The organism is Arthrobacter globiformis, from assembly GCF_030815865.1.
In the GTDB taxonomy this organism is placed as follows: Bacteria; Actinomycetota; Actinomycetes; order Actinomycetales; family Micrococcaceae; genus Arthrobacter; species Arthrobacter globiformis_B.
The window spans coordinates 4,724,990-4,748,097 of sequence record NZ_JAUSXI010000001.1; the positions used below are offsets into that span (position 1 = coordinate 4,724,990).

At 67.2% G+C, this 23,108-nt stretch carries 23 protein-coding genes; 10 read left to right on the forward strand and 13 right to left on the reverse strand.

All coding sequences use genetic code 11. The annotated features are described in order from the left end of the window. Positions 1-244 precede the first annotated feature (244 nt). Positions 245-520: a DUF6221 family protein gene (locus QFZ33_RS22060; RefSeq protein WP_307030990.1), complete on the forward strand. Its 276-nt coding sequence runs from the start codon at positions 245-247 to the stop codon at positions 518-520. A 27-nt stretch (positions 521-547) separates the two neighbouring features. Here the strand turns inward: QFZ33_RS22060 and QFZ33_RS22065 are convergent, their stop codons facing one another. Both QFZ33_RS22065 and QFZ33_RS22070 read right to left on the reverse strand, forming a co-directional pair. Continuing rightward, positions 548-1,390, reverse strand: a complete 843-nt coding sequence (locus tag QFZ33_RS22065; RefSeq protein WP_307030992.1) for an HNH endonuclease — start codon at positions 1,388-1,390, stop codon at positions 548-550. A gap of 27 nt (positions 1,391-1,417) precedes the next feature. Next, positions 1,418-2,047, reverse strand: coding sequence for a DnaJ family domain-containing protein (locus QFZ33_RS22070; RefSeq protein ID WP_307030994.1), 630 nt, complete (start codon positions 2,045-2,047; stop codon positions 1,418-1,420). A gap of 822 nt (positions 2,048-2,869) precedes the next feature. Between QFZ33_RS22070 and QFZ33_RS22075 the strand changes: the two genes are divergently transcribed. Then, positions 2,870-3,511: an NADPH-dependent F420 reductase gene (locus QFZ33_RS22075; RefSeq protein ID WP_307030996.1), complete on the forward strand. Its 642-nt coding sequence runs from the start codon at positions 2,870-2,872 to the stop codon at positions 3,509-3,511. Positions 3,512-3,650: 139 nt separating this feature from the next. Here the strand turns inward: QFZ33_RS22075 and trxA are convergent, their stop codons facing one another. The 3 genes from trxA to QFZ33_RS22090 form a co-directional block, all read right to left on the reverse strand. Continuing rightward, positions 3,651-4,076, reverse strand: coding sequence for a thioredoxin (gene trxA, locus QFZ33_RS22080; RefSeq protein ID WP_307030999.1), 426 nt, complete (start codon positions 4,074-4,076; stop codon positions 3,651-3,653). A gap of 146 nt (positions 4,077-4,222) precedes the next feature. Next, on the reverse strand, positions 4,223-5,122 hold the full coding sequence (locus QFZ33_RS22085; protein WP_307031001.1) for an LssY C-terminal domain-containing protein: 900 nt from the start codon (positions 5,120-5,122) through the stop codon (positions 4,223-4,225). After that, on the reverse strand, positions 5,123-5,590 hold the full coding sequence (locus QFZ33_RS22090; protein ID WP_307031003.1) for a hypothetical protein: 468 nt from the start codon (positions 5,588-5,590) through the stop codon (positions 5,123-5,125). It lies immediately after the preceding gene. A gap of 212 nt (positions 5,591-5,802) precedes the next feature. Here QFZ33_RS22090 and QFZ33_RS22095 point away from each other — a divergent pair, with 212 nt between their 5' ends. Then, positions 5,803-7,221, forward strand: coding sequence for a pyridoxal phosphate-dependent aminotransferase (locus QFZ33_RS22095; protein ID WP_307031005.1), 1,419 nt, complete (start codon positions 5,803-5,805; stop codon positions 7,219-7,221). Beyond that, positions 7,214-8,146 carry a phosphatase PAP2 family protein gene (locus tag QFZ33_RS22100; RefSeq protein WP_307031007.1) on the forward strand — a complete coding sequence of 311 codons (933 nt, stop codon included), beginning with the start codon at positions 7,214-7,216 and terminating at the stop codon, positions 8,144-8,146. The genes QFZ33_RS22095 and QFZ33_RS22100 overlap by 8 nt, the downstream gene beginning before the upstream one ends. 75 nt (positions 8,147-8,221) lie before the next feature. Here QFZ33_RS22100 and QFZ33_RS22105 read toward each other — a convergent pair whose 3' ends face one another. Beyond that, positions 8,222-8,908 carry a DUF2848 domain-containing protein gene (locus QFZ33_RS22105; protein ID WP_307031009.1) on the reverse strand — a complete coding sequence of 229 codons (687 nt, stop codon included), beginning with the start codon at positions 8,906-8,908 and terminating at the stop codon, positions 8,222-8,224. Positions 8,909-9,056: 148 nt separating this feature from the next. Between QFZ33_RS22105 and QFZ33_RS22110 the strand changes: the two genes are divergently transcribed. Then, positions 9,057-10,460 carry an MFS transporter gene (locus QFZ33_RS22110; protein WP_307031010.1) on the forward strand — a complete coding sequence of 468 codons (1,404 nt, stop codon included), beginning with the start codon at positions 9,057-9,059 and terminating at the stop codon, positions 10,458-10,460. 73 nt (positions 10,461-10,533) lie between these two features. Here QFZ33_RS22110 and QFZ33_RS22115 read toward each other — a convergent pair whose 3' ends face one another. Continuing rightward, the gene (locus QFZ33_RS22115) at positions 10,534-11,190 is read right to left on the reverse strand and encodes a GntR family transcriptional regulator (protein WP_307031012.1); all 657 of its coding nucleotides are present in this window, start codon (positions 11,188-11,190) and stop codon (positions 10,534-10,536) included. A 31-nt stretch (positions 11,191-11,221) separates the two neighbouring features. Here QFZ33_RS22115 and QFZ33_RS22120 point away from each other — a divergent pair, with 31 nt between their 5' ends. Beyond that, a complete protein-coding gene (locus tag QFZ33_RS22120; RefSeq protein ID WP_307031014.1) occupies positions 11,222-12,016 on the forward strand; it encodes a carbon-nitrogen hydrolase family protein in 795 nt (264 codons plus the stop codon). Between the two features lie 78 nt (positions 12,017-12,094). Here QFZ33_RS22120 and QFZ33_RS22125 read toward each other — a convergent pair whose 3' ends face one another. From QFZ33_RS22125 to QFZ33_RS22135, 3 genes are all read right to left on the reverse strand, one after another. After that, complete coding sequence (locus QFZ33_RS22125; protein ID WP_307031015.1) at positions 12,095-12,892, reverse strand: putative hydro-lyase; 798 nt, start codon at positions 12,890-12,892, stop codon at positions 12,095-12,097. Further along, entirely contained in the window at positions 12,889-14,250 is a 1,362-nt protein-coding gene (locus tag QFZ33_RS22130) for an MFS transporter (RefSeq protein ID WP_373427316.1), read from the reverse strand. The genes QFZ33_RS22125 and QFZ33_RS22130 overlap by 4 nt, the downstream gene beginning before the upstream one ends. 366 nt (positions 14,251-14,616) lie before the next feature. Beyond that, the gene (locus QFZ33_RS22135; protein WP_307031017.1) at positions 14,617-15,291 is read right to left on the reverse strand and encodes a GntR family transcriptional regulator; all 675 of its coding nucleotides are present in this window, start codon (positions 15,289-15,291) and stop codon (positions 14,617-14,619) included. 104 nt (positions 15,292-15,395) lie between these two features. On the opposite strand from QFZ33_RS22135, the gene QFZ33_RS22140 reads away from it, so the two are divergent. From QFZ33_RS22140 to QFZ33_RS22155, 4 genes are all read left to right on the forward strand, one after another. Next, positions 15,396-16,154 carry a LamB/YcsF family protein gene (locus tag QFZ33_RS22140; protein WP_307031954.1) on the forward strand — a complete coding sequence of 253 codons (759 nt, stop codon included), beginning with the start codon at positions 15,396-15,398 and terminating at the stop codon, positions 16,152-16,154. 43 nt (positions 16,155-16,197) lie between these two features. Beyond that, on the forward strand, positions 16,198-17,967 hold the full coding sequence (locus QFZ33_RS22145) for a carboxyltransferase domain-containing protein (RefSeq protein WP_307031019.1): 1,770 nt from the start codon (positions 16,198-16,200) through the stop codon (positions 17,965-17,967). Then, a complete protein-coding gene (locus QFZ33_RS22150) occupies positions 17,967-19,739 on the forward strand; it encodes an acetyl/propionyl/methylcrotonyl-CoA carboxylase subunit alpha (RefSeq protein ID WP_307031020.1) in 1,773 nt (590 codons plus the stop codon). Before QFZ33_RS22145 ends, QFZ33_RS22150 begins: the two co-directional genes overlap by 1 nt. Before the next feature lie 352 nt (positions 19,740-20,091). After that, the gene (locus QFZ33_RS22155) at positions 20,092-20,274 is read left to right on the forward strand and encodes a hypothetical protein (RefSeq protein ID WP_111905501.1); all 183 of its coding nucleotides are present in this window, start codon (positions 20,092-20,094) and stop codon (positions 20,272-20,274) included. A 96-nt stretch (positions 20,275-20,370) separates the two neighbouring features. Here the strand turns inward: QFZ33_RS22155 and QFZ33_RS22160 are convergent, their stop codons facing one another. The 3 genes from QFZ33_RS22160 to QFZ33_RS22170 all read right to left on the reverse strand — a co-directional run bounded on the left by QFZ33_RS22160 (position 20,371) and on the right by QFZ33_RS22170 (position 23,097). Continuing rightward, entirely contained in the window at positions 20,371-20,862 is a 492-nt protein-coding gene (locus tag QFZ33_RS22160) for an SRPBCC family protein (RefSeq protein ID WP_307031023.1), read from the reverse strand. 13 nt (positions 20,863-20,875) lie between these two features. Further along, entirely contained in the window at positions 20,876-21,208 is a 333-nt protein-coding gene (locus QFZ33_RS22165; RefSeq protein WP_214857631.1) for an ArsR/SmtB family transcription factor, read from the reverse strand. A 62-nt stretch (positions 21,209-21,270) separates the two neighbouring features. After that, a complete protein-coding gene (locus QFZ33_RS22170) occupies positions 21,271-23,097 on the reverse strand; it encodes an FAD-dependent oxidoreductase (RefSeq protein WP_307031026.1) in 1,827 nt (608 codons plus the stop codon). Positions 23,098-23,108 lie beyond the last annotated feature (11 nt).

Genomic DNA, 23,108 nt, shown 5'->3' on the forward strand with positions numbered 1-23,108 from the left:
CTGACCAAGCGCTTTCGTGTCCCGGAAGGGATCGGCCTGGGTGGTGACCGGCGACCGCACCCGTTACCGCTCCGCCTACTACCTGCCGCTGTCCCCGGCAGACCTCAGCACCGCCTTGGACCTCAGCCCCGCTGGGGATCTTCGCGCCGCTGTCTAGCGCCCTGTGCCGGCATTGCGGCGGGCGTACTCTCAGACAGTGGACATTGTGGAGTTCCTGTCCGCGCGCATCGCCGAAGACGAGGCCGTGGCGCGCAAGCTGATCGGCGACCGCACGACGTCGGAATCGGGCAAGTGGTACGAACGCCGCCTGCTCCTGGAGTGCGAAGCCAAGCGGCGCCTGATCGGCATCGTCGAGGCGGCCAGGCAGACCGCCCTGGCCACGCTCGTGAGCGATCCCTTCGGCGACGAGACCGAGTGGATTCCGCAGGCCCTGGAATGGACCACCCTGTCGCTCAATGCGCTGGCAGTCCCCTATAGTGACCATCCCGACTTCAACCGGGACTGGCTGAGGTCCCCCTAGCCAGGACAGTGCTGCCCATGGCGCGGTTCAGGTGCTGCCCAGGATGCGGCGGGCGTCGGCTTGGGCGTCCATCTCCTGCTGGGAAACGACTGATCCGCTGATGTACCCGGCGCGGGACCTCATGGCCCGGAGTTCCGCCACGGTGTAGGGGATCCGGCGCCTGTGCGCCATGGCGTGGCAGTTGGGGCACAGCGGGACAAGGTCCCCCACAGGATCCAGCTCGTAGCCCGGCCCCAGCTGGGCAGCCGGCACCAAATGATGGACATGGATGAAGCCTGCGCCCTCCGGGCCGTACGCGGCCTCAAACGAAAACCCGCAAACGGCACATGAGGTTCCGTGGTGCGCCAGGCAGATGCGCCGCGCGTGCGGGTTGCGTTCGTACCGGTTCACGCACACCCGGGTCAGGGCATCCTGCGGCAGGGTGCCGGGCACCGGAAGGACCGGATCGATCTCATCGGCCGGCCGGCACTCAGCCCAAAGCTCGCGGATGGCGCGTGCCTGCTCCTCCGGAACCGGTTGGCACGCGCCCGTCGCGGCAGCAGCCCAGTCCGTCAGCGGAGCACGGGCGGCCAGGATGTCCACCGGAATCTGGTCTCCAAGCGGCAGCAGCACATCAAAGTCCACGTCAACGCAGGTTGTGGCGCCAGCAAGATACGGTACGGAGGCGACAACGCCGTGGCCAATGAGCCCGCCGCCTGTCTTTCCATGCAAAACGAGCCACGCGTCCGCTCCCGGCACCGGCTGGGCTCCGGTTCCGGTGGGCCACACCCGCCGGTGCACGCCGGCAGCGCCCAGCTCATCCACGACCCGCGAATAGCCCGGCCAGGTATCACCTACACCCGGGTTCCAGCCCAGCAGAACAGCCACCATTCCCTTATCGTGCCACCTGATGTGGCTTTAGGAGGAGCGGTTGCGCAGGCGCCGCCACCACGGCGGTTTGGCTTCCGCGGCAGGTTCCGGTGCGGCCGCGGCCGCCGCCGCCCGCCGCTCGCGCCACCGCTGCACCTCGGCGTCGGCGTCACGTGTTTTCGTGACCACGGGCGGCCCTCCCTGCAGCTGCCGGCGGGCGTCGACGACGCGGGCATTGAAGTCCTCAACCTTGTCACGCACCTGCTTTTCCGTGTACTGGTCGTCCAACGTGGCGTCCAGCTCCGCGTCCTCGGTGCGCAGCAGGATCGCCTTTGGTCCCAGGCCGCTCAGGTGCTCGCGCTGGATGAGGCCCTTGACCCACCAGTCGGGGTCGTAGCCTTCGCCCAGCCCGGGGATCGGTTTGCCGGAGTATTCCAGGTTGTCGAATTTTCCCTGCGCCATCGCGTCCCGGATCAGATAATCGGCCCGGGCCGCATCGCTGACCTTCCGACGCTTTTCCCGCAGTTCCGCCTCCGCGGCGGACAGCTCCGCGTCCTCCGCCGCTGTCCCGCCGGAGGACCGGAGGGCGCGGAGTTCGGCCGCGCGCTCCACCTTCCGCCTGAAGTCGCCGCCTGCTGCTGAACCCGTCACCTTTTCACCGCCCCTGCCGCCGGACATTGTCCCGTTTCCAGTATTCCGGCGCGTGCCGGACTCTTCAACGGAGCGTTGCGTCAAGGGAAGCGTTTCTGGGCAGACAGCTGTAGGCAGGTACGGGCCAGAACGACGACGGCGGGGCCTCCCGCCGTCGTCCGCGGGCAGTGTCCGCTTGGACCCGGCTCACATGGGATCGGGCCAGTTGCCGATATTCGCACGCGCCGGAACGGGGGCGACCTCGTCGCTTTGCGGCCGCGCGCCGGCACCGCTTGGGGCGGCGGCAGCCGGCCCTTGCACGGGCGAGGCCGGAATTGTCGCAGTTGTGCGGGGACCGGCCGTTGCGGCCGGCCCGGATGGTTGGTCGGGGACCGCCTTCACAGGGGCCGTGTTCACAGCCGCCGTGATGACGGGAAGTTCAGACCTCGGAATCTTCATGGGGCCCTCGCAGGTGGGGCGGCAACTTTAGGCCGGATGGTGTACTCAACCGTGATTGCCGGCCGTCAGCCGAGGCTTTCCGGGCCCTTTGGCTAACTGATCCGGCGATCACTGACGTGCCGAGTCAGCCGGGGAGGACCGGCCGGTCCGACAACAACCGTGGCGGCCGTCCCAGCCCAGGGTGTGCCAGCAATTGCTTGTGCCGGCACACTTTCCACCACCCAATACTTCAACCCTATGGGCTGACACGTGGAACGGCATCTGTAGCAGGTACTCGAATTTGCGCGGCGGCCGCTACTTGGGCACTCGCGGGCCTTCGGCCATCCGCCGTCGTCTGGCGTAAGCCGTCTGGCGTAAGTCGTCTGGCGTAATGTGCGAAATACTTGCCGGCTGCCGGCTGTTGCGCCGGGCATGACAACAATCGGAATCATCGGTGCAGGACACATTGGAAGCCAGGTCGCACGGAAGGCTGCCGCGCTCGGCTATGACGTGGTCATCAGCAATTCGCGGGGGCCGGAGACGCTGGCCGCGCTTGTTGCGGAGCTGGGACCGCGGGCAAAGGCAGCCACGACGGCGGAGGCTGCAGCAGCGGGCGACTTCGCCGTCGTCACCGTTCCGCTCAAGAGCTACCGGGACATCCCCGTGGAGCCGCTGGCCGGAAAGATCGTGATCGATACCAACAACTACTACTGGGAGCGGGACGGCCACTTCCCGGCGCTGGACAACGGGCAAGCCACCACGTCCGGCCTGCTGCAGGAACACCTTCCGGAGTCCAAGGTGGCCAAGGGCTTCAACCACATTATGGCCAAGCAGATCACCTCGGACGGCACCCCGCCGGGCACAGCGAACCGCCGCGCGCTAGCCACGGCCAGTGACTATCCTGAGGCAAGCGAGCTGGTCACGAGGCTCTACGACGAGTTCGGCTTCGACACCGTGACCATCGGGCCCCTGTCCGACAGCTGGCGCGTCGAGCGCGACCGTCCGGCCTACGTGGTCCGGCAGAACGCGGCCGAGCTCACCGAGAACTTGGCGAAGGCTTCGCGGACCATCTGAGACCGGGCCCTAACGAGTGGACCCGGCTGCCCCTAAGGCCGGGTCCGCCAGCTCGGCCGGCCAGACCACCCGGACCCGTTCGAAAACAATCTCGTCGGCGTCCGTCCATTCCAGGCCACGGCGGGAAGGTCCGTGCCACTCATGCGAGGGCCTCCTTCAGCCAGCGGTCCAAAACAGGGGCCGGCGCCGCGCCTGCCTGGCGCGCCACGATATTTCCATCCACGAGCACCATCAGTGTCGGGACCGCCTGGATGGCGAAGCGTGCGGCCAGGCGGGGTGCCTTGTCCACATCAACTTTTACGAGCTTCACTTCGCCCGCCCGCTCATGCGCGAGCTGGTCAAGGACCGGGCTCACCATGCGGCAGGGTCCGCACCACACCGCCCAGAAGTCCACCAGCACGGGCACGCGGGACTGTTCGGCGATGGCGGTGAAGTCGTCGTCGCCCGCCTCCACCACCCAGGGCAGATCGCGGCGGCATGTTCCGCAGCGCGGCCGGCCCTCAGCAGCTGCGGGCACGCGGTTGGCCTGCCCGCAGTGGGGGCATTTGATGATCGCCTTGTTCATGCCGTCCTTCTCCTCCGTTGCCCAATTCCCACGGCCTTTGCGCCTAATGAAAATTGTGCCAAAGGAAAGAGGACGACGGCTGGTGCGTCCCGCCGTCGTCCTCCCGCCCCAGCACGGCGCTGCAGCTTCCGGCTGTACTGACCTGATCAAAATGGCCGTGTCGGGTCGGCCTGGCCGGGCGGCAGGAGGTCGATGATGGGCAGGTGCCCGTCCGTGCGGATGCTGTCTCCGCCGCCGTTGTGGTGGTGGTACCCGGAGGAGAAATGCCGGATCACGTGCACCGATTCCACGGCGTTGGCCGTCTTGAGCGTGCCGATGATGAAGTCGCGCTCCTCGTCGGTCCCGTCGGCGATTTTGTGCGTGATCTGGAACGTGAAGAGCGAGAGTCCCACGCTTTTGTCGTACGTTCCGGCACCCACCCAGTCGACGGCGAACCCGCCGGGGAGCATCCAGCCGTCCGGGCATTTCCAGAACCGCACATGGTGCCGCTTGCGCGGGTTGCCGTCGATTTCCCGCTGGAACGCCATGTCCTGCTTGTTGCCGAAGACGTACAGGGCACTGACCGGCGACTGCGGATAGCTCCGGCCCAGAAGCGTCGCGGTGAGGGTGCGCCAGGCGCTGGCCGGGGTGACGGGGTCGGCCTCGATCCACCCTGCCCTGAGCATCGCGGTGCGGAGCTCGTCCGCCGGGCCGATGACCGCGAGGTTGACCGGATCGCCCAGCACGCCGTCGCCGGTGCGGGTACGCCCGATGAAGTAATTCGGCAGGTACAGGCTGCTGAGGATCTTGTGGACGCGGGGCAGGAAGGCGTAGGCCGCAATCAGCCAGACGGGGAGGAATACCCACACCTGCTCCGGTCCCCTGGCCAGCCGGGCGAGCAGGAAGAAGTAGACGGCCCAGCCCACGGCGCCCGTGATGGCCACGTACAGCAGTCGCTGGAGGACGGCGACGACGGTGGCCCAGCGGGTGCCCCAGCGCGCCTTCCGGCTGTCCGGCCGGGAGTGCTCAGGCTCCTGAGGCGCTTCGGTGTCTTTGGAAACAGCCACCTACTTGGGCAGGTGCTCCAGCAGGTGCCCCGTGACCGCGCCGTACGCTACGTGCGGCACGATGTCGCTGACCCAATCCGCGGCACTCCAGGTCCGCGGATCAGTCACGCCCAGGGCGGTCATGGGAACGTTCGAGACGAGCAGGGCGGCCACGGAGGCCACTGCCACCGACCGGACTGGCCCGGTGCGCACCCCCAGCGACCCGGCCGCCCCCAGCACAGCGCCGAGGCCCATGCCGGTGGCGATCCCGAGCAGGGGGCCAAGGGCCTCCACCCGGTTCCCGCGCTGGGCCCCGGTTCCCGGGATCGTCACACCCGCCTGTTCCGCCAGCCGCTCCACTGAGTCGGAGGGCGTCGTGCTCGCCGCCCGGCCCCGCCACACCATATCCAGGTAGCTGACGGCATTCAGCGCCGTGGTTCCCGCCGCGCCCGCGAGCGCTCCGTTCACAAGTCCTTTAAACAGGGACATCCTCAACTCTCCTTCTGGCCGTGTGCTGGGCACTCCTATGCTGAAACTACGTGAATCCCCCTGATCGCGGCAACGCCAGCGGCTGCGGTCAGAGAGGGAAGGCCGCTGATTCGGGAAAGCCCCGCGAGGGCGCGGGCGTCGCTCACGCCGGCCACGCGGCAGGCAGGGCGCTTCACGTTGTCCGGAGCGGCGCAGCTGTGAAAACATGCCTCATGCGCGCCATGCAGAATTCCAGCCGATTGCAAGATGTCCGGTACGACCTCAGGGGTCCGGTGCAGCACGCGGCGAAGAAGATGGAGGCGGAAGGCCACAGCATTCTGCGCATGAACCTCGGGGATCCGGCGCCGTTCGGCCTGCATGCGCCGGAGTCCATCGTGGTGGACATGATCCACCACCTGCGCGAGGCCCAGGGCTACAGCGACTCCAAGGGCATCTTCTCCGCCCGCACAGCAATTTCGCAGTACTACCAGACCAAGGGCCTGATGGAGATCGGCGTCGAGGACATCTTCATCGGCAACGGGGTCAGCGAGCTCATTTCCATGACGCTCCAGGCCTTCCTGGAAGACGGCGACGAGGTCCTCATCCCGTCACCGGACTATCCGCTGTGGACGGCCGCTACCGTGCTCTGCGGCGGCAGCGCCGTGCACTACGCGTGCGATGAGGAGAACAACTGGTGGCCGGACATGGCCGACGTCGAGGCGAAGATCACCGACCGCACGCGTGCCATCGTGCTCATCAACCCCAATAACCCGACCGGGGCCGTCTATCCCCGTCACATCCTGGAGGGATTCGCCGACGTGGCCCGGCGCCATGACCTGGTGCTGTTCTCCGACGAGATCTACGAGAAGATCACCTTCGAGGACAACGTCCACATCCATACGGCCTCCGTGGCCCGGGATATTCCGGTGCTGACCTTCTCCGGCCTGTCCAAGGCGTACCGGATGCCCGGTTACCGGGCCGGCTGGGTGGCGGTTTGCGGGCCCCGCTGGGCCACCGCCGCCTACCGGGAGTCGCTGGAGCTGCTCGCCTCCCTTCGGCTCTGCCCCAACGTTCCCGCGCAGCACGCCATTCAGACGTCGCTGGGCGGCTACCAGAGCATAACGGACCTGATCCGGCCCGGCGGCCGGCTGCGGGAGCAGCGTGACCTTGCCTGCCGGCTGCTCAACGAGATCCCGGGAGTGAGCTGCGTTCCGGCGGCCGGTGCGATGTACCTGTTTCCGAAGCTGGATCCGGAGCTGTACCCGTTCGTGGACGACGAGCAGTTCGTCCTCGACCTGCTGCAGGACCAGAAAATCCTGGTCTCGCACGGGACGGCGTTCCACTGGCACGCCACGGACCACTTCAGGTTCGTCATCCTGCCCGCAGTGGACGACATCCGCGAGGCCGTACGGCGCATCGCCACCTTCCTGTCCTCGTACCGGGCCAAAGCGGGGCCGCGCCCGCGCCATGTCCGGCAACGCCCATCATGGTACGGACGAACTGAGCGCCTAACACTGCCGCCACAGCGGCCAAGGAAAGCGGACGACTGTCCTCGTGGACGGCTTGGGAGGCAACCAGTAAGGTTGCTTACTAAATGCCCTGGTGCTGCGCGCGCGGCTATCGAGGAGAGACAGGACCCACGCATTGTCTGACGAACCACTGGCTGACAAGCCGTTGACGCACAGACTCCTGACAGGCAGCCCGTCGACCGATAAACAGGGAACGCCTCAGACGGGCGTGCACGGCGAACTCCGCCAGGACACAACCGTCGGCGGCACGGACCTCACCCGCTGGCAAAGCCGCTTCGGCCGCCTTTTGGTCGGGGCCGTCCAGCGGACCAGCCAAATCCTGGGTCCGCACGGCGCCCTGGTCCTGACGCTGATGGTGGGAGCGGTCATCGCCGCAGTCCTCACAGCAGCCTTTGCCGAGGTGTATGAGTCGGTGGTCCAGGCCGCCGGGGTGGCCGGCCTGGACCATCCGGTGCTGGCGGCCGGCAAGAGCGTGCGCTCCCCCGGCCTGGATGTCGCCATCACGGCCTTCACCGACGTAGGCGGAACCATCGGCATGCCCATCCTGGCCTTGGCGGTCATGGGCGCCCTGGCCTACCGGCGGCGGTCGTGGACCCCCGTCATACTCATTGTCACAGCAGGCCTGGGCTCCCTGCTGATGACCATCGCGGGCAAGCGGCTGATCGGCCGGACCCGGCCTGATCTCAGCGACGCCGTGCCGCCTTACGAACACTCGGCCTCGTTCCCCAGCGGCCATTCCCTGAATGCGGGGGTGCTCGCGGGAATCGTCGTCTACCTGATCATCCTGCGGCTGAAGACGGCCCGCAGCCGCGTTCTCGCCGGCGCGGGCGCCGCGGTTTTCGCCGCGGCCATGGGTTTGAGCAGGGTGTACCTCGGCCACCACTGGCTCACCGACGTCCTCGCCGCGTGGGCACTCGGCGCAGCGTGGCTAGCCCTGGTAATCACCGCCCACCGGCTCTACCTGACAGTGCGGAAGCGGCGGGCACGCGGCGAGGTCCCGGCGGGAACGGCCCCCGGGGCAAGCGCTCCTAAGGCGGGCCGCGCCTAAGCACGCCAAATCACAGGCGGACTACGACGGTGGAGGCCCCCGCCGTCGTCGTCCTGCCTTTGCGGCAGGCAACGTTTAGCCGATCGGTTCAGCCATCTGTTCCACGACATACTGGACGTCGACGGAGTTTCCGGCCACCGGATCAGACATCTCCACCTTCCAGCTGCGGGCGAACTGGTCCACGCCGCTGGTCATGGCCACGGTGCCGGAGATGAGGACGGTTCCGGGTGTATTCAGGCCGCGTTCTGTAAGGACGTCCAGCCAGTAGTCCGGCGTCAGCAGGGCCTCGAGGGAGCTGTCCTGGATGAGGGTATCGGGGGCGTCACCCTCCCCCACCCAGGCCTTGAGCGTGATCTGGTCCAGGTGGCCCCGCACGTCATCCAGCCGCCACGCCTTGCGCCCCAGCACATCCGGGCTGGCGTTCTTGCTCCAGGCCACGCCATGCACCTCCAGCGCGCGGTCCGTATGGTCGCAGGCGACGGTGAGCAGCACCCCTTCCTCGGTGAGGACCATGGCCCATTCGGCCTCTCCGGAAGTCCGCCCATGCTGGACCCGGACTTCCGATACCTGCTGGGCCAGATAGGGGGACACTGGATACAGGGCTGGAGTCGTGGTGGGCCCCGGAACACCGAGTTCAGCGAGCTCAGCAATGTGGGCCTGGACCTCATCCTGCTCACGCCCTGCGTAGCCGGCATTCAGGAGGTGCTTGACCTCCACGTCCTGCGTGCGGCCATCGGGTAGTTCAAAGCTCAGAGTCGTCATCGTGGATCCATCCTTTGCATGTGCTGCCGCGGAAATTTACAGATCGGAAACCGGAAACGGTCGCCAATGTACAACCAGTATGCGTAATGTATACATTTAACGCCAGCGTGACAGGCGTCACCATAAGAACCTCGTGGAGGACAACACCATGGCTAACGTCCCAGTTCCGGCTTCCGGCGGCGCGCCGCATCCGCACCCGGCGCCGCACCCGACGATTCACCCCAAGGGCCTGTTCAAGGCCTTTGCCGCCAGCCTCACCGGCACCGCGCTTGAGTGGTACGACTTTGCTGTCTACTCGGCGGCAGCCGCCGTCGTATTTCCTGTCGTCTTTTTCCCGGCGTCCGATCCGCTGACCGGGACCATCCTCGCCTTCTCCACCTACGCCGTGGGCTACGTTTCACGCCCGGTCGGCGGCATCATCTTCGGCCGGCTTGGAGACCGCATCGGCCGCAAGAAAGTCCTGGTCATCACGCTGATGATCATCGGCGTGGCCACGGTGCTGATCGGCGTGCTGCCCGGATACGACAGCATCGGAATCACCGCCGGGGTCATCCTGGTCCTGCTGCGGTTCGCGCAGGGCGTGGGCGTGGGCGGCGAATGGGGCGGCGCCGTCCTGCTCTCCAGTGAATACGGCGACCCGCACCGCCGCGGATTCTGGGCTTCCGCCGCGCAGGTGGGACCGCCCGCCGGCAACCTGCTGGCAAACGGCGCGCTCGCCGTCCTGACCGTCGCCCTCACCGAGGAGCAATTCCTGAGCTTCGGCTGGCGCATCGCATTCCTGGTCTCCGCAGTGCTGGTTGGCTTCGGCCTCTGGATCCGTCTGCGCCTTGAGGATACCCCGATCTTCAAGGCCATCGAGGCCCACGGCGAGCAGCCTAACGCCCCCGTCCGTGAAGTCTTCAGCAAGGAGCTCCGCCCGCTCATCGCCGCCATTCTCTGCCGCGTGGGCCCGGACGTGCTGTATGCCTTGTTCACGGTCTTCACGCTCACCTACGGCATCCAAGTCCTCGGCTACGAGCGCAACCAGGTACTGACCGCCGTCCTGGTCGGCTCCGCCTTCCAGCTGTTCATGATCCCGATGGCCGGCGCCGTCTCCGACCGCTTCAACCGCCGCCTGGTCTACGGCGTCGGAGCCGTGGTGGGCGCAGTCTGGACGTTCATCTTCTTCGGCGTCCTGGGCGGGAACAACCAGCCGATGCTGATCATCGGCATCGTCCTCGGCCTCATGGCCCACTCCTTCATGTACGGCCCGCAGGCCGCCTTCATTGTGGAGCAGTTCTCCCCCCGGCTCCGGTCCACGGGCAGCTCGCTGGCGTACACCTTCGCCGGCGTCATTGGCGGCGCCATCGCGCCCCTGCTGTTCACCCTGCTGCTCGCCGAGTTCGGAACCTGGATTCCGGTGGCCATCTACGTGGCGGTGGCAGCAGCCGTGACTCTGGTGGGGCTGGCACTCGGCCGGGACAACGACACCATCGAGGACCTGGACTACCGGCTGCTTCTGGAAGGCTCCGCTTCAGCGCGCCAGCAGTCCGGCGTCGGCGATTCCCTCTAGCGGTTCCGAGTTTTGTACAGATATTGGGCGCTAAAGGGCTCCTAAGTCCCATTATCTGTACAAAAAAACTCCATCAGGTGCGGAGCAGGATGTCGCGGGTGACGGCCAGGTGGTGGTCGATGGCCTCCTGCGCCTTCGCAGCGTCTCCGGATACCAGGGCATCGAGGATGTCCTGGTGTTCGGAGCACACCTGCTGGCGCCGGCCTCCCGTCCGGAACAGGGCGGAAACCCCGACGACGATCTGCCGGACGTGGAGCTTGCTGTAGGTCCGGGAGATGAGCTCGTTGCCGGCGGCGTCGATGAGCTGCTGGTGGAAGAGCGTATCCAGCCGGATGAACTCCTGCGCGGCCTCGGCGCCGGGGTTTTCGGGCAGCCTGGCCTGCTGGTCGAGGGTATCCCGCATCTTGCCTGCCGGCACGCTCCGGTGTTCGATCACCAGGCGGGCGGCGTGGCTTTCCAGCACGCCGCGCAGCTCCATCAGTTCCGAAATTTCGCGGCCCGTCACCGGAGGAACATAGGCCCCGCGCTGCGGGATCAGCTCCACCAGCCCGTCGGAGACCAGCAGGAGTAGGGCCTCCCGGACCGGGGTGCGCGAGACACCGATTTGGGCGGCCAACTCCTGCTCGTTGAGGAAGCGCCCCTGCATCTCCGGGTCGGTCAGGATGTTCTCGCGCAGGTACTCATACGCCTTCTCCCGGCCGGACGCCGCTGTCCCCGAACTTTTTCGCATACATCAGGTATACAACAGAGAGAGCAAATTCATGCGTTTAGCAGTCGCCCAGATCGTCAGCAGCGCCGACCTCATGGCCAATCTGGGGCTGGTCCGAGATTGCGCTACCCAAGCCAAAGCGGCCGGCGCCGAACTGGTGGTGTTCCCCGAGGCGGCCATGTGCGCCTTCGGTAATCCGCTGGCGGATATCGCCGAACCGCTGGACGGGCCGTGGGCCACCGCCGTACGCGCCGTTGCCAGGGATCTGGACATCGCCGTCGTCGCCGGCATGTTCACGCCTGGGGAGGGCGGACGGGTGCGGAACACCCTGCTGGTGACCGGCCCTGGCATCGACACGGCCTACGACAAGATCCACCTCTTCGACGCGTTCGGCTTTGCCGAGTCCGATTCGGTGGATGCGGGATCATCGCCGGTGACCTTCGAACTCAACGGCACCGCCATCGGCCTGGCCACCTGCTACGACGTGCGCTTCCCGGCGCTGTTCACGGCCAACGCGAGGGCCGGCGCCGCCATCAACATCGTCTGCGCGTCCTGGGGTGCCGGGGAAGGAAAGGCCGAGCAGTGGGACCTGCTGGTCCGCGCCCGGGCCGTGGACAGCACCACGTTTGTGATTGCCTGCGGGCAGGGCGATCCGGCCACCCTCGGGCTTCCATCCGCCGGCGCTGCGCCCACCGGGATCGGCCGCAGCACGGTGATTTCCCCGCTGGGTTCTCCCTTGGTGACGCTGGGCGGCGAACCCGAACTGGCCGTGGTGGACATAGACCCGGCCATCATCCCGGACGTCCGCGGAAAGCTGCCCGTGCTGGCCAACGCCCGGAGTTTCTAGATCTGCCGGACAGTTTTCTGGGAAGTACGACGGCGGGGCGGGGCCACCTTGGTGGCCATCCCCCGCCTTTCGCTTTGACTAATTCCCTGCCGGCACGCGGTAGGAGCTTTCCGGAATATCCGTGATGAACATGTGCCCGGGCGCGTGGCTGATCGCGAACGCCGGCCTGGATGCCATCACCGCGCTCTGCGGTGTGACTCCGCAGGCCCAGAAAACCGGCACTTCCCCCGGCCGAATGTCCACCGGATCCCCGAAATCGGGCCGGAAAATATCGGTGATGCCCAGGTCCTCCGGCGACCCGACATGGATCGGCGCGCCGTGGACCTTGGGCACCTCCGCAGTCACGCTGATGGCGGTTTCCACCAGTTCGGCCGGCATCGGGCGCATCGAGACGACCATGGGGCCGTGGATCCGTCCTGCCGGGGCGCACTCGACGCTGGTGCGGTACATGGGCACGTTGCGCCCCATTTCGGTGTGGCGCAACGGGATGCCCGCGCTGGCCAAGGCGGCTTCGAAGGTGAAGCTGCAGCCGATCAGCACGCCCACCATGTCCTCCCGCCAGAGCGGGGTGGCGTCGGGGACCTCGGCGGAAAGGACGCCGTCCTCCCAAACCCGGTAGGCGGGGATGTCGGTCCGGATGTCCGAACCCGCGGCGAGGGAGCTCTCGTACTTCCCGGCCGGAATGACGTCGATGACAGGGCAGGCCCGGGGGTTGAGCCGGCAGAATTCGAGGAACTCCTCGGCGTAGTCCGCCGTCACCGCGATGAGGTTCGCTTGCGTGTAGCCGTCGCTCCAGCCGGAGGTCGGGGTGACCAGGCCGTTGCGGAACTGCCGGCGGGCCTCGGCCGGCGCCACGAGTGCGTTCGCCTGGTTCATCGGGTGCCGCTCTCCACAAGGTCGGTGGACCCCTGCAGGTATTCCTCGTCCTCGGCGACATTGGAGTCCCGGCCGATGGCCAACCCCACGAGTGTCAGCAGGCAAGCGACACTGAGGTAGATGGCTACCGGGACCCAGCTGTGGAAGGTGCTCTGCAGCAGGGTGAACATGAACGGTGCGATGGCGCCGCCGATAATGCCTGCGAAGGTGTAGGCCAGCGAACTGCCGGTGGAGCGCAGCCGCGGCGTGAACTGCTCGACGACGAACGCGGCCTGCGGGCCGTACATGAAGGAATGGCAGAGCAGACCGAGCACGGTTCCCACCACGAGCATCACCGGGGAGCGGCCGTCGAGGACGATGAAGAACAGGTAGGCCCAGACAGCGGCAGCCACTGCCGCGATGCCGTAGACAAGGCGCCGGTTGATCCGGTCAGAGATGGCGCCCGCGAGCGGCATAGTGAACAGCTGCAGGCCGGAACCGACCAGCACCGCCACGAGCACCTGGCCGCGGTCGAAGCCCAGTTCCTGGATGCCGTACGTCAGGGTAAAGACCGTGCACAAAGCGTAGGTGACATCCGGGCCGATGCGGCTGAGCATCGCAGCAAGGAGCGGACGGCGCTGCGTGCTGAGGACTTCCCTGATCGGGGCCTTGGGCTTGTCGCCCCGGGCTTCCATGGCCTTGAAGATGGGGGTGTCCTCGAGCTTGAGGCGGATCCACAGCCCGAACGCCACCAGCAGGGCCGAGATCAGGAACGCAATGCGCCAGCCGTAGTCCAGGAAGGCCTGTTCGGACAGGGTGAGCGTGAGGACGGCGAGCGCACCGTTGGCCATCAGGTTGCCGGCGGGCGGACCGATCTGCGCCGCCGAGGCCCAGAAGCCGCGGCGGTTGGGGTCACCGAATTCACTGGACAGCAGGACCGCGCCGCCCCACTCGCCGCCCACGCCGACGCCCTGCGCGAACCGCAGGAAAACGAGGATGGCCGGGGCCATGATGCCGATGTTGCCATAGGTAGGCAGCAGGCCGATGAGGAAGGTGGCGACGCCGATCAGCATCAGCGTGATGACCAGGATCTTCTTGCGGCCGATCTCGTCGCCGAGCCGGCCGAAAATGATGCCGCCGACGGGCCGGGAAATGTAGCCCACCGCGTAGGTCGAGAACGCCAGCAGGGTGCCCGTCACGGGGTCCGCGGCCGGGAAGAAGATCAGCGGGAAAACGATGGCGGCCGCGGCGGAGTAGACCGCGAAGTCGTAGAACTCCAGTGCAGTCCCGGTGAGGCTGGCGGCGAACGCTTTGTACATGTCCTTACGCCCGACAGCGGGCCTGGGACCCCGGGAGGCCATTGCGGATTGATTGGCCATTTGTTCCTCCATGGAGAGTGTGGATGCCATCCGCTGTGCTACGGATGCGCTGGTGGGCCAGCCCGCCCGGGCCTGCGACGTTGACAGGCGCGGGCACTAGAGGCTGGTTGACGGCTTCCCCCGGACAGCCGCCGAAAGCGGAGCGTTCTGTTGGATTGTGGAAATGTAGAACAATCCAAACTTGTTGAACAATGTACGCGACCTGGATCACACCGTCAAGGGGCAGGAAGGGCTGCACCACTCATGCGCGAACGGACACCTGCGGCCCTTGTTAAAGCGCGAACGGACACTTGAGGCCCCTGGGAAGTGTTTCCCTGGGGCCTCAAGTGTTCGTTCGCGCTGTATGAGCCCAGTGGGACGCGTCAGCTAGGACGCGTGGACAGCGGTCTGGTGCTCTTCGGACCTGGCGAGGTAGGAGAGGAGGCGCTCGGCTGCGAGGTCATTATCCCCGGCTTCGAGGGCCCTGCAGATCTGGTCATTGTCCGCGAGGTAGTCCTGGTAGAAACCGCCGTCAATGGAGGCCTTGTGGAAGAACAGCCGCATCTCGGCCAGCACCTGCGACATGATGACATTCAGGCGTTCACTGCCGGCCAATGCCACCAGTGCACCATGGAAATGCGCGTTCGCGCTGCCCAGCCCCTCGCTGTCGCCGGCCTCGGCGGCGCGCTTCCCTTCCTCCACGGCCGCGCGGACGGCGGCGATGCTTTCGGCACTTCCGCCACCGCGGACCGCGCTGACTTCAATGGCGCGCCGGACGGCGTAAACGTCATGGATGTCGCTGACCTCGAGGCTGGCAACAAAGACCCCACGGTTGGGCTGGCGGACCACCAGGCGCTCGCTGGCGAGCTCGGCAAACGCCTCCCGCACGGTGTTGCGTGAGACCCCGAGCTCCTCGGAGAGTGCTTCTTCCTTCAGCTTCGTCCCGGGAAGAAGCGCACCTTCCGCAATTTGGAGCCGCAGCTCACTCGCAACGCGGGTGGCCACCGCGGGCACGGCGACGCGCAGCCGGGATACGCCTGGACTCGGATTGACTGTGGCCATACACCGAATTTACACGAACCAACCACAAAGGGATTGTTGAATTGTTGAACATTTTCGCCGAAGGGTGCATCCTTGTGTAAGGACGAGTTGAGATGAGGGTCACAATGCACGCAATTGATTTGAACAGTGACGTCGGTGAATCCTTCGGGCGATGGAGCCTGGGAGACGATGCAGCAATGATGGCCTCGGTGTCGAGCGCCAACGTCGCCTGCGGATTCCACGCCGGGGACCCCAGCGTCATCCGGGCAACCTGCGAGGCCGCGGCCACGGCCGGCGTGGTGGTCGGCGCCCACGTGGGCTACCGCGATCTGGCCGGATTCGGCCGCCGCTACATGGAGGTCGACCCGCGCGAATTGGCCGACGACGTCGTCTACCAGATTGGCGCGCTGCAAGCATTGGCAGCGACGGCCGGCACCCGGGTCTGCTACGTGAAGCCGCATGGCGGCCTGTACAACGCGATCGTCCACAACACCGCGCAGGCAGGCGCCGTGGTGGACGCAGTGAAGGCGGTGGATCCCGATCTGCCCATCCTTGGCCTGCCCGGATCCGAGGTGCTGCGGCTCGCGGAGGCAGCGGGGCTCCGCGCCGTCTCCGAGGCGTTCGCGGACCGTGCCTACAACCCCGACGGCACGCTGACCTCCCGCTCCCTGCCGGGTTCCGTCCTGGAGGACCCGGAGGCGGTTGCCGCCCGCGTCCTGCGGATGACCACCGGGGAGGCCATCACCGCGATCGATGGCTCGGACCTGTTGATCAATGCGGAATCGGTGTGCGTCCACGGGGATTCACCTGGCGCGGTGGCCATGGCCGTGGCCGTGAAGCGCGCGCTCGACGCCGCCGGCATCAACATCAAGGCGTTCGCCTAGCATGAAACGACGGATTCAGGACCCGATGGCAAACACTGTTGACATGCCCTTATCAGGCCAGCCCGTACGGGACTCGCCACCAAACACTCCGCCTTCGAGTGCCGCCCGCCCCGGCAGGGTCCGCGCGGTGCGGCCGGTGGGAACGCGCACCATCCTCGCCGAGGTTTCCGGAACGCAGGATGTCCTGGCCCTGCAGGCCGCGCTCCTTGAGGCTCCGTTTCCGGGCCAGCAGGATGTCCTGGCCGCCGCCGAGACCGTCATGGTCAGGGCCGAATCCCCCGCGGCCGCACGGCGCATCGGGCAGGCCCTCCTGGAGCTGGACCTCACGGCACCGGCGGAGCAGGCCGGCGGTCTGGTGGTCATTGACACCGTGTACGACGGCGAGGATCTCGCCGAGGTGGGGAAGCTGACTGGCCTCGGTGCCGACGGCGTGATTGCAGCCCACACGGACCAGGTCTGGACCGTTGCCTTCGCGGGCTTCGCACCGGGCTTTGGGTACATGGTGGGCCAGAACCAGGCGCTGGAGGTTCCGCGCCGCAGTTCCCCGCGCACGGCGGTCCCGGCGGGATCGGTGGCGCTGGCCGGCAACTACTCGGCCGTCTACCCGCGCAAGTCGCCGGGAGGCTGGCAGCTTATCGGACGCACCGGAGCCAAAATGTGGGACCTCGACCGCCCCGAACCCGCCCTGGCCAGCCCCGGGCACCGGGTCCAGTTCCGCGCCGTCCGCGACGTGGTCCAGCTGGCAACGGAAGGATCAGGCGCAGCTGAAGCGGACAGCCAACAGACAGACAGCCTGCAGAAAGTCCCGCAAACCACCTCCGGGCTTCGTGTCCTGTCGCCCGGGATCCACAGCCTAATCCAGGACCTTGGCCGGCAGGGGCATTCAGCCCTTGGCGTCTCCGCCGCTGGTGCGCTGGACCGGGCCTCGCTCCGCAGGGCTAACCGCCTCGTCGGGAACGCTCCGTCGGCCGCCGCCATCGAGACCGTCTCTGGCGGACTCAGGCTCCAGGCCATCGGGGACCAGGTCCTGGCCGTTGCGGGGGCGCCGTCGGCACTCACTGTCGTGACGCCGTCGGCCTCCCCCAGCGAAACGGAAACCGGCGGCCCCCAGGACGGCGAAGCACAAAACACTGCAGGGGCGCGCCAGCGCACCGTCCCGGTGGCCGCGCCGTTCGCCCTCCTCGACGGCGAAATCCTCACCATCGGTGCCCCCGACGCCGGCTTCCGCAGCTATGTAGCTGTCCGTGGCGGCATCGATGCCCCGCCAGTGCTGGGCAGCCGCTCCACGGACACTATGTCCGGGATAGGACCGAAGCCGCTGGCGGCCGGCCAGCTGCTGCCATCCGGCGGCGCGGCCGAGTCCGGCGTCGTGGGCAGCCCGGAAATTCAGCCCGACTATCCGAGCGGCGGGGTCACCGTGCTGGACATCGTCCCGGGCCCGCGCGCGGACTGGTTCGACCGGGCCGCCCTGGATTCACTGTGCGCGCAGGACTGGACGGTCAAGCCTGAGTCCAACCGCGTGGGCATGAGGCTGCAGGGAACACCCCTGGAGCGGAGCCGCGCCGGTGAGCTTCCCAGCGAAGGAACGGTGGCCGGCGCCATCCAGATGCCGCCCGAAGGCCTGCCCGTGCTCTTCCTCGCCGACCATCCCATCACCGGCGGGTACCCGGTGATCGGCGTGGTGGTGGACCACCAGCTCGACCTGGCCGCCCAGGTCCCGATCGGCGGCAGCATCCGCTTCCGCATCGCCCCCGAAACTGCAGCCCCCGCCGGCACCTCCGAAGAAACTCCAGAGAGAAGAGCGAGTAACTGATGCACAAGGTCCTCATTGCCAACCGCGGTGAAATCGCAGTCCGCATCGCCCGAGCCTGCGACGACGCACAGCTGGCCTCCGTGGCTGTGTATGCAGACATCGACGCGGACGCCATGCACGTCGCCGCAGCGGACGAGGCGTTCAGCCTTGGCGGCAACTCCCCGGCGGACACCTACCTGAACATCGAGAAGCTCCTCGGCGCCGCAGCCGCGTCCGGGGCGGATGCTGTCCATCCCGGGTACGGCTTCCTGTCCGAGAACGCGGATTTTGCCCAGGCAGTACTGGATGCCGGACTCGCGTGGATCGGGCCGTCACCGGCGGCGATCCGCCAGCTCGGCAACAAGATCACGGCGCGCGAGATCGCCGTCCGCGCGGGTGCGCCGCTCGTGGCGGGCAGCGATGGTCCGGTGGAATCCGCCGCCGAGGCCCGCGCCTTCGCGGCGGAGCATGGGCTCCCCATTGCCATCAAGGCCGCGTTCGGCGGCGGCGGGCGCGGCCTGAAGGTGGTCCGGAACATGGAGGAGGTGGAGGAGGCCTTCGACTCCGCTGTTCGCGAGGCGGTGGCCGCATTCGGCCGCGGCGAATGCTTCGTGGAGCGCTACTTGGACCGGCCGCGCCACGTCGAAGCGCAGGTGCTGGCCGATACGCACGGCAACGTCATCGTCGTCGGAACCCGGGACTGTTCCCTCCAGCGCCGCCACCAGAAGCTGGTGGAGGAGGCCCCGGCGCCGTTCCTCAACGATGGGCAGCGGGCCCAGATTTACGACGCCGCCAGGGCAGTTTGCCGGGAAGCCGGCTACTCCGGTGCCGGCACGGTGGAGTTCCTGGTCGCCGCCGACGGCACCGTCGCCTTCCTCGAGGTGAACACGCGGCTGCAGGTGGAACACCCCATCACCGAGGAAACCACCGGGATCGACCTGGTCCAGGAACAATTCCGGATCGCCGCCGGTCAGCGCTTGCGCATCACCGAGGACCCCGCCCCGCGGGGCCACGCGTTTGAATTCAGGATCAACGCCGAAGACGTGGGGCGCGGCTTCCTGCCCTCCCCCGGCACCATCACCGAGTTCACGGCACCCACCGGCCCCGGCATCCGGCTGGACACCGGAGTCCGCTCCGGCTCCTTCGTGGCACCGCAGTTCGACTCCCTGCTGGCCAAGCTGATCGTCACCGGAGCGGACCGCCAGCAGGCCCTGCGGCGTGCCCGCCGCGCCCTTGCCGAGATCAGCATCGGCGGAGTGGCCACGGTCCTGCCGTTCCACCGCGCGGTGGTGGAGGCGCAGGACTTCACTTCGGAAACCGGCCTGGACGTCCACACCCGGTGGATCGAGACGGACTTCGCCGACCAGATCCCGGCCGATCCTGATTTCAGTCCCACCGGTCCCGAAGGCCGCCGGCGCACCATCACCGTGGACCTGGACGGCCGCCGGCTCGCCGTCGGGCTCCCCGCTGACCTGCTGGATGGCTGGGCCCGCTCAGGCCAGGCACTTCCCGGCGGACTGGGGTCCGCCGTTGGCCCGTCCGACGGTGAATCCCCCGACGGCGGGTCCGGCGCCTCCCACCCCGCAGAACTCCGCGCCGCCATGAGCGGCACCGTGGTGAAGTGGCTCGTGGAACCTGGTGCCGACGTGACCGCCGGCGATCCGGTGGTGGTCCTGGAGGCGATGAAGATGGAGACCAGCGTTCCCGCCCACCGCGGCGGCGTCCTGTCCGGCGTCGCGGCCGGGGCCGGCGAAGTGGTTACCGCCGGTTCGGTCCTGGCGCTCATCGGCTAACCCGGCCGCCAGCACCACCTTTGCGCGAACGGACACTTGGGGCCTTTGGGAAGCGCTTCCTAAGGGCCTCAAGTGTCCGTTCGCGCTGGAGGGGTGTGTGGCAAACCTCACCCGCCATTTGGGGCCGAATCGTTTGAAAAGCCTTCCCGCGCCTGTGCATCATGGAATGGAACCACGAAGGAATGCGCTTTTCTGCAAGTGGTTCAGAAGTTCAAACACAACAAAATCCTGGTGGACGCAATGAGGCCAAACCGGTGAGCTCGTCGAGCTGCCTAAGGCCTCCGAGCGTTCCTGGGCTGCCCTGTTCCGCGGCATCGCATTGGCGCCATGCCCAGACACGAAAGCACTGAAAATGACCTTTGAGACCGCCGAATCAATGACGATCAAGATCTGGGACCGTTCTGCAGTGAACCACACACTGGAGACGCTGGTGCACGATTTTTCGAGCCGGGCCAACGCAAAGAAGAGTGACGTTGCGGTCACCCTCAGCGGCCCGAACACCTTTACGCTCAGCCTGAACACCGCTGCCCTCTAGGCAGCACATAGCAGGCAGCACAAACCGAAGAGGACGACGGCGGGAACTTCCCGCCGTCGTCCTCTTCGGTTTGGCGCGAATAGCCGGAGCAGCGCGTTAGGACTGCTCGGCCAGGAGGGCATCGATCTGTCCTGCGGCCTCCTTCATGCCGTCCTCCATGCCCATCTCGATCATGTTGTTCATCTGTTCTTCGGACTCGAAGACAGACTGGACCGTCATCCGGGTGCGGCCGCCGATGTCCTCCAGCGTGACGGTGGCGTGCGTGGTTCCCATGGCCTCCACCGGCGCGCCGTCGTCATCCGCGAACCCGTCGTCAAACTCAAGGCGGTGCGGCGCCTGTATGTCGGTAATGCGCCACCAGCCGCCGGCCTTCTCACCTTCCGGGCCGGTCATGTAGTAGGAGGCCTCTCCCCCGGGGGTGAATTCGTACTGGCTAAACGTCGCCGGCCAGGTGGGCGGGCCCCACCAGCGCTCAAGCTGCCGCGGGTCTTCCCAGATCTGCCAGACGCGCTTCACGTCGGCGTCGAACTCTGCCACGAGGATGAAGCTGAGCGCCTCGGGATTCTTGGTGGAACTGATAACCGTCATTGCCGGACCCTTCCTATTTTTCAGCGAGGATATCTGCGATCCGGGCGACGCGCTGCCGCCAGATCGCCTCGTATTCGTCAAGCAGCCTGCGGGCTTTCTCCAGGCCGTCGTGGTTGCCCCGCACGATCTGCTCCCTTCCGCGCTTTTCCTTGGTGACCAGGGAGGCGCGCTCCAACACCGCCACGTGCTTTTGTACGGCGGCAAAGCTCATGGCGTAGAGGGCCGCCAGGCCGGTCACCGAATACTCGCCCACCGTCACCCGGCGCATGATGTCCCGCCGGGTGGTGTCCGCGAACGCCTGGAAGAGGCGGTCGAGCTCGGCATCGCTAAGCTGATCTACAACCATTTGGTTGTAGGATATGACTGCGGCGGACGTGTGTCAATGGCCTGAAAACGCCGGAGTCCCACTCATGCGGCACCCACCCCGGCGCCCGTTTCCGATGGCATGCTCCCGTCATCCTCGTACTCCACTGCACCGGCCAGGTCACGGCCGGCGACGTACCCGAACGCCAAAGCCGGGCCGAGGTTGATGCCGCCGGCCGGATAGTGCCCGCCCATCACGCTGGCTTGGTCATTGCCGGCGACGTACAGCCCCGGGATGGGCCGGCCGCCGTCGTCCAGGGCGCGGGAGCGGCCGTCCACATCCAGCCCGGCGAACGTGCCAAAGCTGCCGGGCACCACGCGGACGGCGTAGAACGGGCCCTTCTCGATGGGGCCGAGCGACGGGTTCGGTTTCACCGTGACGTCACCGCCGTAGCGGTTGAACGGCGTGGAGCCCCGGCCGAAGTCCGGGTCCGTGCCGGCCGCGGCATTGCGGTTGAACCGCTCCACTGTCTCCTTCAGCCCGGCGGGATCGATGCCGCACAGGGCCGCGAGCTCCTCGAGCGTGCGGCCCTTCTTCAGGTAACCGGAGCGCAGGTAGGGGAAGAGCGGCACGGGCAGCGGCTTGGCCATGCCCAGCGGGAAGCGGCGCACAAAACGGGAATCGGCGATCTGCCAGGCCTCCGCTTGCTCCCCCGACGGCGTGGCCTCCAGCATTGCCGCCACGTAGTCGTAATACCCGTTGGCCTCGTTGACGAACCGCTTCCCGCTGCGCAGGACGCCGATGCTGCCGGGCTTGGCACGGTCCATGATGTGCGGGAACGTGCCGGTCCGCCCGCTTCGGTACGGCACCAGCGACACTGGGCACCACGCCGCGGCGGACTTCACGTCGGTCCGGAAGCGGGCACCCACCGACTGGCCCAGGCTGATGCCATCGCCGCTGGCCTCGGCGGGCGCCAGGGTCCAGTGTTCACGCCCGGTGGGGGTGGGCGGGAACAGTTCTTTCCGGCGCTGCACGTCGTTCGGGAAGCCTCCGGCGGCCAGGACCACCCCGCGTGAGGCGTTGATCCGCAGCTCCCCTTCAGGGATTCCGACGACGGCACCCGTCACCTTGCCTGCCCTGTCGGTCAGCAGGCGCCGGGCCGGGGTGGAGACGCGGATGTCCACGCCGAAGCGGTCCGCTGACTGCAGCAGCCGGCCGGTCAGGGCCGTGCCGTTGACGAGCTGCATGTTGCGCCGGTGCGTCAGCAGATCCAGGATGTGCTGGCCAAAGCGCCAGCCTGCATGGAGAATCCCGCGCGGATTGCCTCGGGACGCGGACAGGAACCTGCCCAGGTCCTGCCCCGCCATGATGCCCATTCCCAGGAATGAGGTTTCATACAACTGGTGCCGCAGCTTGGCGCGCACCTCGGGACGGATCCGCCGGGCGTTCAGGGGCTTGGGACCCACGGAGCGGTGTCCAGTCCCGGCGCCGGGAAGCCCGCCATAAACGTCATTGATTTTGGCGCCGGGCACGAACTGCAACGACGTTTTCTGTTGAAAGAAGCCCACCATATGCGGTACGGCCTCCAGGAACGCGTCCACCCTGTCGGCCTGGTAGTCGGTCCCCAGGACACCGCGCAGGTAGGTGCGGAAGGTTTCCTTGTCCTCGCTGGCGCCGGCGGCCCTCGCCAGCGGATTGCCCGGCGCCCAGGCCCAGCCGCCCGACCAGGCCGTGGCGCCGCCGCACACGTCCGCCTTTTCCACCACCACAACCTTCAGGCCGTGGTACGCGGCCGTCACGGCGGCGGCCAGGCCGCCCGCGCCGGAGCCCACCACCAGAACGTCGCAGTCCAGGGTGGAATGTCCATCTCCGGCGGCAGGCGGTCCGTCTCCGGCCGCGGAAGGGGTTGTTGCATCAGTTGGGAAAGTCATCTCTGGCTCCA

Excerpts from the sequence above, each read along its gene's own strand:
- QFZ33_RS22065 (WP_307030992.1), bottom strand. The coding sequence starts at position 1,390 with ATGGTGGCTGTTCTGCTGGGCTGGAACCCGGGTGTAGGTGATACCTGG.
- QFZ33_RS22070 (WP_307030994.1), bottom strand. The coding sequence starts at position 2,047 with ATGTCCGGCGGCAGGGGCGGTGAAAAGGTGACGGGTTCAGCAGCAGGC.
- QFZ33_RS22075 (WP_307030996.1), top strand. The coding sequence starts at position 2,870 with ATGACAACAATCGGAATCATCGGTGCAGGACACATTGGAAGCCAGGTC.
- trxA (WP_307030999.1), bottom strand. The coding sequence starts at position 4,076 with ATGAACAAGGCGATCATCAAATGCCCCCACTGCGGGCAGGCCAACCGC.
- QFZ33_RS22090 (WP_307031003.1), bottom strand. The coding sequence starts at position 5,590 with ATGTCCCTGTTTAAAGGACTTGTGAACGGAGCGCTCGCGGGCGCGGCG.
- QFZ33_RS22095 (WP_307031005.1), top strand. The coding sequence starts at position 5,803 with ATGCGCGCCATGCAGAATTCCAGCCGATTGCAAGATGTCCGGTACGAC.
- QFZ33_RS22105 (WP_307031009.1), bottom strand. The coding sequence starts at position 8,908 with ATGACGACTCTGAGCTTTGAACTACCCGATGGCCGCACGCAGGACGTG.
- QFZ33_RS22110 (WP_307031010.1), top strand. The coding sequence starts at position 9,057 with ATGGCTAACGTCCCAGTTCCGGCTTCCGGCGGCGCGCCGCATCCGCAC.
- QFZ33_RS22115 (WP_307031012.1), bottom strand. The coding sequence starts at position 11,190 with ATGCGAAAAAGTTCGGGGACAGCGGCGTCCGGCCGGGAGAAGGCGTAT.
- QFZ33_RS22120 (WP_307031014.1), top strand. The coding sequence starts at position 11,222 with ATGCGTTTAGCAGTCGCCCAGATCGTCAGCAGCGCCGACCTCATGGCC.
- QFZ33_RS22125 (WP_307031015.1), bottom strand. The coding sequence starts at position 12,892 with ATGAACCAGGCGAACGCACTCGTGGCGCCGGCCGAGGCCCGCCGGCAG.
- QFZ33_RS22130 (WP_373427316.1), bottom strand. The coding sequence starts at position 14,250 with ATGGCCAATCAATCCGCAATGGCCTCCCGGGGTCCCAGGCCCGCTGTC.
- QFZ33_RS22135 (WP_307031017.1), bottom strand. The coding sequence starts at position 15,291 with ATGGCCACAGTCAATCCGAGTCCAGGCGTATCCCGGCTGCGCGTCGCC.
- QFZ33_RS22140 (WP_307031954.1), top strand. The coding sequence starts at position 15,396 with ATGCACGCAATTGATTTGAACAGTGACGTCGGTGAATCCTTCGGGCGA.
- QFZ33_RS22145 (WP_307031019.1), top strand. The coding sequence starts at position 16,198 with ATGCCCTTATCAGGCCAGCCCGTACGGGACTCGCCACCAAACACTCCG.
- QFZ33_RS22150 (WP_307031020.1), top strand. The coding sequence starts at position 17,967 with ATGCACAAGGTCCTCATTGCCAACCGCGGTGAAATCGCAGTCCGCATC.
- QFZ33_RS22155 (WP_111905501.1), top strand. The coding sequence starts at position 20,092 with ATGACCTTTGAGACCGCCGAATCAATGACGATCAAGATCTGGGACCGT.
- QFZ33_RS22160 (WP_307031023.1), bottom strand. The coding sequence starts at position 20,862 with ATGACGGTTATCAGTTCCACCAAGAATCCCGAGGCGCTCAGCTTCATC.
- QFZ33_RS22165 (WP_214857631.1), bottom strand. The coding sequence starts at position 21,208 with ATGGTTGTAGATCAGCTTAGCGATGCCGAGCTCGACCGCCTCTTCCAG.
- QFZ33_RS22170 (WP_307031026.1), bottom strand. The coding sequence starts at position 23,097 with ATGACTTTCCCAACTGATGCAACAACCCCTTCCGCGGCCGGAGACGGA.